General features: G+C 41.7%; 10 protein-coding genes and 1 tRNA gene. 5 read left to right on the top strand and 6 right to left on the bottom strand.

Translation table 11 applies throughout. The annotated features are described in order from the left end of the window. Positions 1 to 228: 228 nt before the first annotated feature. The gene (locus tag QXD64_06295; GenBank protein MEM3396925.1) at positions 229 to 2,778 is read right to left on the bottom strand and encodes a helix-hairpin-helix domain-containing protein; all 2,550 of its coding nucleotides are present in this window, start codon (positions 2,776 to 2,778) and stop codon (positions 229 to 231) included. 9 nt (positions 2,779 to 2,787) lie between these two features. Next, positions 2,788 to 7,173 carry a S8 family serine peptidase gene (locus QXD64_06290; protein MEM3396924.1) on the bottom strand — a complete coding sequence of 1,462 codons (4,386 nt, stop codon included), beginning with the start codon at positions 7,171 to 7,173 and terminating at the stop codon, positions 2,788 to 2,790. 158 nt (positions 7,174 to 7,331) lie between these two features. On the opposite strand from QXD64_06290, the gene QXD64_06285 reads away from it, so the two are divergent. Further along, positions 7,332 to 7,456 (top strand) — tRNA-Val (locus QXD64_06285). Positions 7,457 to 7,493: 37 nt separating this feature from the next. Here the strand turns inward: QXD64_06285 and QXD64_06280 are convergent. Genes QXD64_06280 through QXD64_06265 form a run of 4 tightly spaced genes read right to left on the bottom strand, consistent with a single transcriptional unit; the run spans position 7,494 to position 10,942 of the window. Further along, positions 7,494 to 8,147 carry a hypothetical protein gene (locus QXD64_06280; GenBank protein MEM3396923.1) on the bottom strand — a complete coding sequence of 218 codons (654 nt, stop codon included), beginning with the start codon at positions 8,145 to 8,147 and terminating at the stop codon, positions 7,494 to 7,496. A gap of 42 nt (positions 8,148 to 8,189) precedes the next feature. Continuing rightward, positions 8,190 to 9,362: an aminotransferase class I/II-fold pyridoxal phosphate-dependent enzyme gene (locus QXD64_06275; protein ID MEM3396922.1), complete on the bottom strand. Its 1,173-nt coding sequence runs from the start codon at positions 9,360 to 9,362 to the stop codon at positions 8,190 to 8,192. A 5-nt stretch (positions 9,363 to 9,367) separates the two neighbouring features. After that, entirely contained in the window at positions 9,368 to 10,051 is a 684-nt protein-coding gene (locus tag QXD64_06270; protein ID MEM3396921.1) for an ATPase domain-containing protein, read from the bottom strand. Between the two features lie 57 nt (positions 10,052 to 10,108). Next, a complete protein-coding gene (locus QXD64_06265; GenBank protein MEM3396920.1) occupies positions 10,109 to 10,942 on the bottom strand; it encodes a Rab family GTPase in 834 nt (277 codons plus the stop codon). Between the two features lie 81 nt (positions 10,943 to 11,023). Between QXD64_06265 and QXD64_06260 the strand changes: the two genes are divergently transcribed. The 4 genes from QXD64_06260 to QXD64_06245 all read left to right on the top strand — a co-directional run bounded on the left by QXD64_06260 (position 11,024) and on the right by QXD64_06245 (position 14,500). Then, entirely contained in the window at positions 11,024 to 11,821 is a 798-nt protein-coding gene (locus tag QXD64_06260) for an Mrp/NBP35 family ATP-binding protein (protein ID MEM3396919.1), read from the top strand. Positions 11,822 to 12,053: 232 nt separating this feature from the next. Then, positions 12,054 to 12,461, top strand: a complete 408-nt coding sequence (locus tag QXD64_06255) for a ribbon-helix-helix domain-containing protein (GenBank protein MEM3396918.1) — start codon at positions 12,054 to 12,056, stop codon at positions 12,459 to 12,461. After that, positions 12,461 to 13,435 carry a hypothetical protein gene (locus QXD64_06250; GenBank protein ID MEM3396917.1) on the top strand — a complete coding sequence of 325 codons (975 nt, stop codon included), beginning with the start codon at positions 12,461 to 12,463 and terminating at the stop codon, positions 13,433 to 13,435. Before QXD64_06255 ends, QXD64_06250 begins: the two co-directional genes overlap by 1 nt. 108 nt (positions 13,436 to 13,543) lie before the next feature. Then, complete coding sequence (locus tag QXD64_06245) at positions 13,544 to 14,500, top strand: replication factor C small subunit (protein ID MEM3396916.1); 957 nt, start codon at positions 13,544 to 13,546, stop codon at positions 14,498 to 14,500. Positions 14,501 to 14,719 lie beyond the last annotated feature (219 nt).

The following is a 14,719-nucleotide window of genomic DNA, read 5'->3' as shown; positions in this document are numbered from 1 at the left end:
AGCTCTTTTATCAACTGGATAATGGGATTCACATCACATTTCCCTATCTCTTCCATGGAGATTGTCATGCATCCCATCCTCCTTCGTTTTTATTCAGGGAATTCTTAGAAATAAATTAAGGTTTAGGGTTGTGAATAGAACCATGCTGCTTTATATACTAGCACCCCAAATCTTTATGACCCTTAAAATTTACCACAGTTAATAAAAAAAAGTTTAGGGAAAAAGAATTCAGTTTCTTCGACTTCTGGTCCGTGAGACAAATAGTACCGCTCCAATTAGCACAATTGAGAACACAAGCGACAGCTCTGGCACAGTTGTTGACATGTCTTTTGCTGGCCCACCGATGAATTGGTTGTTAATGTCATCAGCTGTCACAGTTTTTATCGCAGGATTCACTATGAGTTGGTTTGTGTAGCCCGGATCTGTGAACACCTCAATCAGGATGTTGTCCCCTGGTTCGGCTCCAATTGGCTCTAGCAGAGTACCAAAATAACCAGTACCATCTGAAATTGCGGTTACAGATTCACCAGTGTTCTGGTTCGTAATTCTAATGTAATATGTGCCCGCGGGTGTAATGTTGCCGTACATGTACAGTGGCTGTCTTGTCTGGAGCGGAGAAACCTTTTTCATTGTGATTGAGGTCACCACAACATCCCTGTGTTCTATGTTGTTCACACAGTTATCCCTCGTGTATGCAAACTCACTTACATCCTTCTCTCCAAGCCAGTTTGTCATTTCAAAGTAGAACTTGGAGTCGGGAGAGATTCCAACAAGGACAGCCATGTCCGCACTGAACTCAATCTTGCCATTGTTTATTCCGTACACAATGTTGGCGTTAGCCACTTCTCCTGCCCTCATTCCATTCTCCCAGTTCCATGCCTTTGCACTGATTACCTGCCCATTCCTCCCTTGTAACTCAATCAGATAACCATGTGAAATCATTGCTGGGTTGAAGGTGTTGATTGTGGAGTTGAGCAAATCAATGTAAACCCTTGCTATGTCCAAGCCAAGGTTCTCCTTCAGGACTATTGGACCTACTGGACCTGGTTGTGGAGAGGGTCTTGTTGTGAGAGTTGGTATTTCACAGCCCGCAAGCATAGAGCCATCAACAGCCATGTAGAAGTAGGCATTGTTGCTAAGGTCTGCTGCATATTCAACAAGGTCAGTATCTGGCTTTGCGTCTCCTTTAGCATCTATTCCCTTGTTCTTTCCAGCCCAATCTCCAAAAGCGCCATCAATCACAATTTCAGCAGGTAGAGCTCCAAAATAGGCACTGCCTCCACTGCCTGTAATCAGATAAGGTACATCTGTGCTAATCTGGGTTACTTTGAAATTGTAGCCCTGTCCTTCGCTCAAACTTTTTGCTGTAGCTCTTATCACAATCTCTTCATCCTTGCTAATAGTGTTCTTTGGAAGTGAGACATCTGCATTTTCCACACTGATTGAGTTAAGATGGACTTCGCCACCTCTTGCTGTGAGTTTTATTTCAAGCACCTCATTGCCCGCATTCACGACATCGTCACCGATATACCTCTGGAAAACCGCAAGCGAAGCCTGCTTTGAACTTGCAGGTGCTCCGCAGACCTTCTCCGCAATGTTCTGTCCCTCATAGTGGCTCATCACAAAGACAGCTCTTGAGTTTGTTAGACCAGCTATTTTTATGTAACCCTCGACAATATTTGAGCTCTTTTCAACCCTTACCTCACCAGTGTTCTCCCAAGCACTGTAATTCATAGTATTAGCATCTGTGCTGAATCTCTGAAGGTTGGCACTGTGGATTGTTCCCTCCCAACCAGTGACCTCAATTTTGTACTCAGCGCCTATGCCTTTGTACTGGTAGCCAGTGTTTGCTGCACTATCCGCATCAATGAAAATGCGAAGCACATCTACACCAGTGGTTGTGCCGAAGATCTCACCTTGAGTTCTAGCAAAGAAATTCACGCGCTTTTCCTCAAATAGCATGCCGTACTCAACCACATCAATGGTGGCAACATTTCCATATGAATTCTCTTTGTAAGTAGCAACTCCTCGCCAGTCATCAATTCTTCCGTCTATGGAAATGGGGCTTTCTGGGAGAAATGCGTACCAGATTGTAACGATTGAGGCAAGTATCAGCACTGAAATAAGTCCCACTGCCACATATTTCATTAAATTGCTTTGCTTTCTTTTTATTGGTTGAGTTTTATTAATGGGAGATTCTGGTGGCACTCCATTTATGAAACCCTTTTCTTTGCGAATAGATGCAGGTGGTATCTGTGTCTCTGCTTTTGTCTCTTTTGACCCTACAACAAATTCCTTCATCTCCTCAATCTGTGATTCCATAGTTGCAATCTCTGCCTCTTCTGGTTTTTCAGTATTCCCTTCTTGCACATGCTTTTCATCAGGTTTTTCAGCAGCGGTCTCTGGTCCGGCTGGAATTTCTGCCTCTACATTTTCTGGTTTCTCAGTGTTTCCTTCTTGCACAAATTCCACCTCGGGTTTTTCAGCAGCTGGCTCTGGTGGAGCTGGGGTTTCTCCCACATTTTCTGTTTTTTCTATCTTTTCTTGTTGCTCTTTTGTTTCTTTTTCAGCAAGTTCTATAAAGTAATTTTTAATGAGCGTTGCTCTGCTCTCACCAATTCCATCTATTCCTGCGAGCTCCTCAAATGATGCCTTTTTTAAATCCTCTATGCTTCTGTATCCTCTCTCGTAGAGTTTCTTTGCCTTTGTAAGTCCAAGCCCTGGGATTTTCGTGAACTCAGCAATTACCTCTGTTTCTGTTCTTTCATTCTCTGCCATTTTCTCACCTCACGGGTTGTAGCGGAGGGTGGTAGCCACATTGACCCATACCCAGTAGCCCCTACCCGGCTCAATTACGAAGTTGTATTTCTGCATCGCAAGGTAGAAGACATCTGTTGTGTTTGTCATCTGTGCAGTTGCATTCCATCTTGAGACAATCCTGATTTCCCCTGCAGAATTTGTGGAATTTGTCAAATCCCAGGCAGTGGTTGTGAGATTTGTCAGAGAAGTCCAGCCAATCTGGTTGTAACCTTGATACAAATAAACACTTCTTTTAACCCAGGAATCAGGAACACTTCCATATACAGTGATAGTTTTTTGAGCGTTTACATAAACCCAAAATCCAAGACCATCTGGAAGGAATGTATTATTGGAGGCAGTACCGACAACATATTCAGATTCATAGCCCTTTGTAAGCGGATTGTACCATCTAACCTTCTCACCACTGCTCAACTGCTGGCCTATGTGTGATGCATACAAAGTGTTGCTTTCCAGTGGAGAAGATACAAGGTTCCAGCCGGGTTGAAGGGTAATGGAATAGGGTTTTGAAACTTTTGTATACACTATGTCTGTTTGATAGCTATTGTCGGTCATAGTATAAAATGCAATCACATTTTTTTGGTTAGCATTCTTCACAAGCTTTGCGAATGGTCCACCGCCTGCGAAAGTTGGCAAATCATAGTATTTGAGGTTCGTGAATGAATCGTCTGGACTATATATCATCTTCATGTGCGAAGTCCTCCAAGGATTTATTGTCTCATTTATTGGGTATGTCAAATAAAAGCCATCAGTGGTATTTATCACACTAACCTTACCTACACCCCACTGCATATTACTCGCTTTATCATAATATCCACCAGACATCTCAGAAAGTATTGGGAGAACAATGGCAGAATTCCAGGATGCTGCACCTGTAGGAGGATTTGCAGTGGTGTTTTTCAGCACGATACTCCATCCACCTTTGTTTCTCCATGAACTCCAAGCAATCCAGAGTTTGTTACCATCGCCAAAAACAATTGGGAACATATCTTGGTTTACCCCATTGTTTGCGTTCGTTTCAAGATAAATTTCACTGCTCCATGTGGTAGTGCCAACAGAAGAATATATATAATAAATATCGCGATATCCTGTAGTGCCGTCAAGTTTGTAATATACTAAATAAATTCTTCCGTTCCACTCAGTTACCTCAGGGTAATAGCCCCTGCTGTCTGTGTGACCTGCATCATCTGTAACACTGCCAGTAAGGGTTGCTGCAGCACTCCAAGTTCCTCCATTGTTTGTGGAATAGTGCCAATGGATATTAAGGTCTCGTGCTGTTAATTGCCAACCATCTTTCTGTGAATAGGTATATGTATCTTGCAGGTACTCGTAAAATACCTTGATATAGTTTGTAGAACTTTCCATGATTATCGCTGGCCCTACGAGCGAATAGACATAAACGTTTCTTCCATTTTGGGACATATAGTCCGTAAGGCTCCGGATTGTAACAGGAGCGTTAAATGTACTACCTGTCCACAACCTGAATACTACTGAGTTCTGATAGAAACCATTCTGAGCGTCTGCCAATCGCGTTTCTAACCACACAAACGATACCTTGCCTGTAGAACTCTGAATGGAAATTCTGGGGGAGGACTTATATTCCATTGTGCTAGTAGAAATCTGAGTAGGAGGGCTCCATGTATATCCTCCATCCAGAGAACGGATTACAAACACTTGATGAACCGTATTGTTCGGATTCAATGTGGTTGTAGGCACGGGTATAACATAGGTGACCCATATGTCATTCGGATTGCTGGAATTCACAGCAACATCAAAATCGGTTTCTGATTGATTCTGTGTGTTCGTGACCTTTTTAAATGAAGGCATCCAATCTGTGTGAGCAAACAGCCGAAGTGTAAGAGAGTCCCTTGCATTTAAGGAACTCGCATTTATCATCAACTGCCTTAATGTTTTTGCCTCAGTAGAAGGTATGGTAATTGTAGCAGTTATTTCCTTTGTTTCACCTGCAGCAAGTGTAACTGAACTCTGACTAAATCCTATAGTGTAGCCTGATGGTGCATAGTAAGAGAGTGTGTATGTGTCTGAGTTCGTGCCAAAATTTGTAATGTTAAATGTAAAATTAAATTTCATTCCTGGGAGTACATAAAACATTTGGTCTTGCGTAGTGTTCCTGTTGTACATGTCCTTGGTTGTGAGACAAACTTTGTAGGATTCGCTTCGACCGAGGTCACCAGAGACCACAAGCGAAAATGGCTGGGGCCCTGTGGGCACATTTCTTGCGTTTACACGCACATTCCAAGTACCAGGTGTTGGATTTTGCACATAAACACATTCCACATTGTTTCTGTCATCATCTTGAGGTGTTCCTACTCCGGCATCCCAGTTATTTGTCCCTGTAGGATTTGGGACACTCCAAGAGTTACTGAAATAGTTCCCATAATATGTATTTCCGTTGGGGTCGGTAACCACAAGGTTCAAGTCATTTACTAAGGCAGGATTGGCGTTATTGGCACCTGCAGAGTCTGTCCAAACCAAGGTGATTTTGAGCGGTTCAGTTGAAGAGGCAACTGAGTATTGATACTGAGCATAGCCCCCAGTGCTCAAACCAGATGTATAGTCAACATAACTGAAACTTCTTGGGGGCTTCGGAAAGAGTGTGTTTTCAATGTCTATCATTCCCCAGCCCTGAATATAACTTGGCACTCCATAGCCCATGTCTCTTGCTCCATTTATCAACATTGCTTTAACAAGTGATGCAGAAATTTGATTTGTGGGAATTCCTTTAACTTTGTAAAAATAATCATAAACTAAGACTGCAGCACCTGCTGCAATTGGATTGCTCATTGATGTACCTGAGCAGTACTCATAATACTCACCGACACCACCATATAGCCCATAAGCAGCAACTGGAGATTTCGTTGAAATCACATAAGAACCAGGTGCAGTAACATCTGGTTTTATTCTTACATCTGCAGTGGGGCCTCTAGAACTAAAACTTGTTATCTTATCAAATGTGCTTACATCTTCTATGTCTTTTGCTTCCCTTAAACTCTGGCTAGCACCCACTGTGAGAATATTTTTTGCTGTTGCAGGGATTCCAAGTGTCTGGAGACCAGGTCCTTCGTTTCCTGCGGATGCAGTTATAAGAAGATATCGATTATTCCACATGAAATTATCTGCTACAACAGCCTCGTCTTGGTATTCTCCATAATATGCCGCACCCCATGAATTGCTATGTACATTCAAATAATATCCGTTACTAATTGCCGCATTAGTGGCATTTTGAAGAGCTGTTGAGAAAGTTAGATTCTCCAGAGAATCATTTATTACTCCTGCAGCCTGAAAGATGAGCTTTGCCTGAGGTGCCATGCCCGCATATGAATTATCGTAGAGGTTGTTCATGGGGTTGCTTCCGCTTCTGAAACCATTTCCCAGGACACTGCCTGCCGTATGGGTTCCGTGACCCGAATACAGGTCACCAGTGTTTCCATCACCCGCAGTATCCAAGATTGCAATCACTCTTGAATTTCCTGTAGGCACTCCACCAGAATATGTCTGGAAAAAATCATAGTGCACTTTTGATGGATCATTTCTATCTGCATTACTTGTCGTGCTTCCTAACCCAGTATCCAATACTGCAGCACATATTGCGCTTCCATTTATGTTTGCAGGGAGTCCTGAACGATTGATACTCCATGCCTCTCTAGCTCTGATTGCATAATGGGAACTCTGGTCGTTTAGGATTTTCGGGGGGATGTACTCTTCTATAAACTTCACATCTGGGAGTTTTGCAGCCATTATCACTTGTGAGTATGCACCTCTTGCCCGTATAACATTCTCGTCATGAATTTTTACTTCCGCAAATCCCTGACTTCTCAATTTCTGAACTACATCTTGGATTTTCTCCTTTGAGAACACCCATATATTGAGTTCTTTGGAACCAGAGTACTTATCAACCAGTACTTTGTAATATGGCTGGTATATGCCTATGTAGTTCACATATTCCTTTGAAAATACCGTATTAACAATGTCCCTCTTCATCCCTGCAATAAATGCATAATTTGGTAGATAATTTTGTAGTATTGCTCCTTCTTTCTCCACCGCTTCTTTCCATTCCCTTAGGATTGGTCCCTTGAATTGAATTATATAATAATCATAGTCCTGCGTCTCTGTCTTCTGCAGTTCCTGAGGAATAATGTTTAGTTCTTTTCCTGGTGCAAAACTTCCCATAACCAGATTAAGAACTAGCTCCTTATCACTCCACTTCGGGATTCCAATTTTTACAGGGTTTTTACTCATCTTCTCTGCCAGAAAGAGAGATGGCACGACCACCAACATTGCACATACCACTAGCACACCCAGCATGGTTCTAATTTTAAGATTATTCCCATACATGGTATACTGTATGTATCACTGACTATTTATATTTAACTAAATGGACTGGTGTAATGGGGAGAGCGGAGTAATTCATTGGTTTTCAGATGTGATGTGCTGGGAATATGGAAAACCAAAACAGAAAGTTTTTTTATCCTCTCAGATTATCCTCCCTCCAAGGGCTCATGGTCTAGCGGTATGACGTCACCTTGACATGACCTTTCGTCTGCTCTGGCATGTACCAGAATAAAGGAAGGTCTTAAAACGGTGAAGGTCGCCGGTTCAAATCCGGCTGAGCCCACCAAACATTGATTTTTGTGTTAAACTTAAATCAGATATATTTACCGAATCAACTCTGCACTGCCTGCATACTTCCAGGGTGTTCTCGGATTCTTTATCTTCTTCATCAGCCCATTTTTCATGTAATTGCAATGCGATGTGAGAGCAGCATACGCATTTCTGAGGGCAATGACTTCCTGACCTCCCCGCAAACCCTCAATCTGTCCGATCAGTTCTCTTATTGCCTCTGCAAGCAAAAACTCCTTGAATTTCACCTGAAGTTTTGGTGGCAAGTTGAACTTTGGCACGATCGCTTCTCCAAAGCTTTTGGCAAGGTCAAGCACGAAACTTTCATCGAACGCTGCATCTGCAACAAGGTATGCAGAGAAATAGGACTCGTCAATATCTCCTCTCACCTCAAATTCGTCCTTGTGATTCCGTATAACCGCGTTCCATACACTTCGAATCCTGGCGTTAAGCGCGGAAAGAAGATTGTTGTAATTCATCACCAAGGCATTCATTTTTTCAACATCTGCCTTGAACTCCTCGGATTCAGCCAGATAGATGTAATTGCCTTTTATGTTTGTTAGTGAAGGTGCTTCTAGATACATTGCTGCTGACTGGGCAAGCCCATTTGCGATGCTTTCCACATCTTCCAGTAGTGGGCCATAAACCTCACGAACTGCATCAGCACTATTTACTCTTTCCTGCGGCATTTTACCCCTCTTTAACACCCCATGTAAACCAATGTTATAAACTTAACGCACCCAAGGACACAGCGATGCCAAGCCCTTGAGAAAACGTCTTACTCCCTCAAGTCCTGTCTCTTCATCCACATTTCCGAAAGATAACCGAAAGCCAGGATGTTTATCCCCAAAAATGGATGAAGGCAGAACTATCACACCATATCTCTCAATCATCTGAATTGCGAGCTCCCAGTCATCAATCCTTTTTCCACTCTTTTCTGGAATTCTCACATAAAGATAAAAGGCACCGTTTGCAGGAGAGAGATGCAAATCAAATTTTTCCAGTTCCTCAATAAATATTTTTCTCACATTCTCCATTTTCGATAAATACTTACCAGGATACTTTTTTCCAACCCTCAGTGCTGCCTCTGCACCATGCTGAGAAGGTACAGGTGGGCAGATTCCAATTGTGTCCTGCACCTTCAGCACCTCTGGGAAAAGCGGGGAAGGAAATACCATGTAACCCACTCTGTAGCCACCCATCCCAAACGACTTGGAAAATGAGAAAAGGGAAATGGTATGTTGAAGCGATTTATCTAGAGAGGCAGGACTTAGATGCGTTGCTTTCTCAAAAACAAAATGTTCGTAGGCCTCATCAGAAATATGGTAAATTCCATGTTGGGCACACATCTCATTTATTTCTCTGAGCAGTTTGTGAGGATAGACCACACCTGCAGGGTTGTTTGGTGAAACTGTCACCACTGCCCTCGTTTTCTTCGTAATCTTCTTTTCAATTGCTTTCACATCTGGGAGGAAATCCTCGCCAACTTCCACAACTTTAGCCCTACATCCTGCCATCTCTATAGCCATTAGATGATTAAAATAATAGGGAGCAACCAGAATGACTTCATCACCAACCTCTGTTATTGCCAGAATTGAGTTTACAAAAGCCTGGTTTCCACCAGCAGTCACCATTATGTTTTTCGTTGAAGATTTGATTCCATTCTCTTTCCTTAGCTTTTGCTTTATCGCATTTCTTAAACTTGGCAATCCTGCATCTTCACTGTACCGAAAACCACCTGTACTGGCACTCTCAATTACTGCGGCCACAACTTTTTCAGGAGGTGGGAAAAAAGGAACACCCTGCCCGAGTGACACTGCATTTTTTGGAATTTGCGCGATAGCAAGCAGTTTCTGAATCGGTGCTTCTGGAATTTGTACGGTTCTTCCTCTTGCTCTTTTCATAAAATTCAATCAATTACGAGTTCAAATTTCCCATTCCCAAAGATAAGGGGGAAATATCCGCGTCTATGCTGGGTTTTTCGCATCTTTGCAATTCCTAGGTAAAGATTTACACTCTTTTCATCTCTCCTTAAGTCCAGATGAATTACTCCATCTGCTAGATAATCTTCTCCATACTCGAACGGATTGTCTGTTTCCTCATGAACAATAAATGTTGTGCATTTAAGTTCTCTCAACCACTCAAAGAAATAAAAGAGCTCTTCCCTTGGTTCCTTGAATTTTGCCAGCATCTCTAATACGGGTAAAGAATCAATTGCCAGTACTTCGAAGTCAAAGTTCTTCTTAAGGTTTTGAATGTCTACACGAAACAGCTCAATCCAAGCAGAATAACCTATCTGGGGCATATATTTTCTGAGGATTCCAATGTCTAGAATGTTCATATTTGAGTGCCCCATTGGTGGCTTAAATCCAAGCCCTTCCATGTTCCCGACTAAACTTGCACTGCTCTGCTCCAAGCAGACATAGAGGGTCTTTTTTTCCTCTTTTTCCATGTTGTTGTAAAGAATAGAATAAGCAAGAGAGGACTTCATACTGCCTGGTTTTCCAAAAATTATTACCACATTTCCTTCTGGAACCCCACCTTCCATAATAGCATCCAGATTTCCAACATATGTCTTTACTCTTTGAGGCATGTGAATCTGAGGCCTGAATATCATACTATTTTAATAAACTTTCGGCATCACTTCCATCTAAATGTAGGCAATCATCATCAACCGTCTTGCAAAATTTTCCTCCACGAATTCCTGGTTGAAACCTTTTTCCACTTCCACTTTTTTCAGCATTACCACAAATTCCTGCAGTGCCTGTTTCTCCGGCATCTGCATGTTCACATTGGCAGCCCTGGCACACTTCTCCACAACATCCATTGCCTCTGTTTCGCTCCCATAGGTCTCCACAAAATCAATTATTATGGCATCCAGAACCGCTTGAGCGGTGTACACATCAGGAGTTTTGTAAATTCCACCAGATTCCTGTGCCACCCTCAGGGGTGGAGGAGACATAACGCAAGCTCTGGCAATCCTTATAAACGCCTTCTCCACATTTTCTCCTGTCTTTGCAGAGGTAAGCATGCAGAGGTCCTCGGATACTCCGATAGTCCCAGCAATGTTTTTTATATCATCCAGTTTTACCTCTGCATTCTGCTTGAGGTCTGATTTGTTTCCGAAAATCACGAATGGAATTCTCCCGCTCACCTTCACAATTTGAGGATACCAGTAGTCATGAATGCTCTGAAGTGTGGCTTTTCTGGTTATGTCCACCACGAGAATTGCACCATCCAATCCCTTAAATGCATTTGCATGAATCATCTTATAATCCCTCTGCCCCAGCACATCCCAGATTATCAGATTGACAATCACTTCTCCTTCCTTGCTTCCGAATTTTACCGACTTTTTTGAGACCTTTGTGCCAATTGTTTGCACATATTTATCATCAAATTGACTGTAAACAAATCTCTTCACCAAGCTTGTTTTTCCAGTAGCCCAATCTCCTGCCAGAGCAATTTTTTTCACATAGGCTTGCATAGCCCATGAATGCTCTTCTGATAATTAATTTTACGCCTTTATTTCATAATCCTTATTTATTTGAGAAGGTTAAGCGACACTATGAACGAAGAGTATCTGAAACAGACGAAGAAAATCTCAGAGAGAATGAACAGAGTAAAATACAAGGTAGCAGTGATGAGTGGAAAGGGTGGCGTCGGCAAAAGTGTTGTGAGTGCTTTGCTTTCAACTGCACTTGCAAAAAATGGAAAAAAGGTTGGTTTGCTTGATGGGGATATAACTGGCTCGAGCATACCAAAGATCTTTGGGTTAACTGAAAAATTGGGTGCTGGAGAAAATGGGATCATGCCGGTTACTTCGCGCCTTGGCATTAAAGTTGTTTCTATAAATTTGGTACTGGAGGAGGAATCGCAAGCAGTTATCTGGAGAGGCCCATTGATTGGAGGTGTAATAAGACAATTGCTCGCAGATACTGACTGGGGAGACCTCGACTTCCTCATCATAGATCTCCCACCTGGAACATCAGATGCACAGCTTACAGTTTTACAATCGCTGCGATTGAATGGAGTAATTCTGGTCTCTACACCCCAGGAACTTGTGGAAATGATTGTTATGAAGGCAGTAGATATGCTTCGTCAAACCAACACGAAGATTGCTGGTCTTGTAATGAACATGAGTTCTTTTAGATGTCCACACTGCGGCAGCATTCTATATCCTCTTGGGAGATTTCCTGGCTATGAAAACTTAGAGATAAAGTTTGGTGTTCCTCTGCTCTCAGAACTTCCCATAGACCCAAATATTTCCTTGTTATGTGATAAAGGCAAGATTGAGGAGTATGTTAGTAAAGAGATGTCTTATCTATCTGAAAAACTTCCAGCCATTCTTGACTCTCTAGCTTAATGCCAGGATATAGTTTACCAATTTTGGTAACAATGATTTTAAATATTTGTCCTACGATATAGGATGTAAGAAATAATTTGAAAAACTGAGAAAAAAATAAATGAAAAACTCCTGTGGAAGGTATCGTTCCACTGCAAACCTATAGAGGGTCTCGGAAGGTTTATATATCGAAATGTCCTATCTATAAAATGGCATCGTCCTACGATGTCGGACATAGGCCAGAGGTGATGGGATGATAAATGAAAGAATAACAATAAGGCTACCCGAAGACATCATTCAAAAATTGGACGAGATAATAAAAACAGAGGGATACAGCAACCGCTCTGAGTTTATCAGAAAAACATTGATAGACCTGATCACTCAAAGGAACACAAAAAAAGAAGAAACACTCAAAATAGATGAAACTAAAATCGACCTCGCGAAAGATAGCAACAGCAGAAAAATTACCATAGAGATTTCAGAAGATATCTATGTGGCATTGACAGATCTCCAGTCCAGAGGACTCTTCCATGGACCCATAGATGTTATTCTTTCAAACGAAATAGAGCGTGTGATGCTCACGCATCTAAAAGGCCTGAAGGAGACAAGGGAAAAGGAAGTAGAAGCAATAAACTCTGAAAAATCGAAGGTGGTGAGATAATGATGGATGGGATGCAATTTAAAGATGAAATAAACAAAATAAGGGCTCTGGCAGAAACCCCAGAAATCACGATAATTGCGACTGGTTCTCAGGCAAGCAAGGTACTGAATGTATTTGCAGCTCAGACACAGCTCAAAAATGTGCGCACAGTTATAATCGACACTTCTAACAACATCAAAACACTCACAAATATTCAGACAAGGATATTGATACCAGATACCATTACTAATGAATCAATCAACAGTTTTGCTGACAACATTAACCTTCCAAAGTCGGACATAATCGTGATTCTTGCAGCCCTTGGAGGACACACAAGCAGCATTCTTGCACCGATCGTCGCAGAAATTGGAAGAAGAATGGGTTGTCTAGTAATTGCTGTGCCTATCCTACCTTTCAGTTTTGAAAGAGAACGCAGAGAGCAAGCAGAAAAAATTCTGGCGAACTTAAAACAGGTTGCAGATCTTGTCACAGAAATTGACAATGACCACATTCCAAAGAAGCTGAAACTGTCAGATACTCCATCATACACTGCTAGGCGACTTCAGACGTTATTAGACAACCTGCTACCAGCTGTGCCGTTCGCAATGGTGGAGAAGCTACTAAAGGAAATCGAAGAAGAGACAAAGAAAATCACAGCGCAGGTGCACAGACCAACACCACAGCAAATCATTCTATCTGCGAGCAATGGCGAAACAGAGACAAACCCAATTGTGGTAGAGGAAATCATTGTTGAGAAAGTGAACGAAAGAACAGAAAATAATCAGAATGATGTTGTTTCTGCTAACAGGAATAAGACGGACAATGCAACACAAAAGCTTGCTGAAGAAATAAAGATTACAGAAAAACTCATTAAAAACATGGAGAAATCTGCAACCCAAAAAGCTGCACCTGACCAACCACAGATGCCGCAGAGGCCAAAGCCTGAAAAAGAAATAACACATGAAGAGAAGCTGGAGATAAAAAAATCTGAATAGATTGCCTAGAACGCATCTGCAGTGCAGTGGCCCTTAATTTTTCTTATCTTTTAATTTTATCTTATAATTGTAGAAAAGTATTTTACTGTGGAGATAATCTCCTGAGAGATGATGGAAATTTGGGTTGAAAAATACAGACCAGCCAAGCTAGATGAAGTCATAGGACAGGAAAAGGTTGTCAGTAGATTAAAGGGTTATGTAGCTGCCAAATCAATGCCACACCTTCTCTTTTCTGGGCCACCAGGCACTGGAAAAACCACTTGTGCACTGGCATTTGTAAAGGAATTGTTCGGTGAGAACTGGCAGAGCAATTTCATAGAATTGAATGCCTCGGATGAGCGTGGAATTCCAGTAGTCAGAGGCAAAATAAAGGAATTTGCACGAGTCACTGCTGTTGGTGATGTGGGTTTTAAGGTAATTTTCCTTGATGAAGCAGATGCTTTGACACCGGAGGCACAGAACGCATTGCGAAGAACAATGGAGATGTATTCAAGAGTGTGTAGATTCATACTTTCATGCAATTATTCTTCCAAGATCATCGAACCGATTCAATCGAGATGTGCAGTTTTCAGGTTCGTACCTGTGAGCAAGGCATTGCTTTTGAGCAGATTAAAAGAAATTGCAGCAAAGGAAAACATTGAAGTGGACGAGGATGCGCTGGAATCTATCGCATATCTTGCTGCAGGAGATGTGAGGAAGGCAATCAACATTCTCCAGACCTGCAGTGCCACTGAAGAAAAGATAACGATAGATATAGTTTACCATGTTACTGGTAGGTTGAAAGGGGATGAGTTGAAGGAGATTATGGACTGTATAATGAAAAAGGATTTCAATGGAGCAAAAAATATTGCTGATAGATTTTTGATCGAGCAGGGAATGAGTGCACAGGAGTTTCTGGAAGACCTCCATAGGTATATTTTAGATGCTAACATTGATGAAGAATTGAAGGTAAAAATTGCGGAGAAAATTGGTGAGGCAGATTTTAGGGTCTCTGAAGGAAGTAATGAACGGATCCAGATAGAGGCACTCCTTGCCCAACTTATTTTGCTCTGTTCGAAAAAATAGGGCATTTATTTTAATTCTTTTCGCTTTGACTGTGCAATCACTCAAGAAAACGATGTTCTTCGCTTGCTTTTTAACAACAAAAAAATAAAAAAAGGAGGGAGAGTGAGTCATCGTGAGTTGTGATTATTCACAGCATGCATACATTTTGCCTACAATAATAGTAATACATTGGTAGTATATAAACCTTTGTTTTATTGTAATCATTTTTGACAACCTTCT

This window comes from Thermoplasmata archaeon, from assembly GCA_038874435.1.
Lineage (GTDB): Archaea > Thermoplasmatota > Thermoplasmata > Lutacidiplasmatales > SKW197 > SKW197.
The sequence above is the reverse complement of the archived record's forward strand: the minus strand, read 5'-3'. Positions and strand labels throughout refer to the sequence as shown.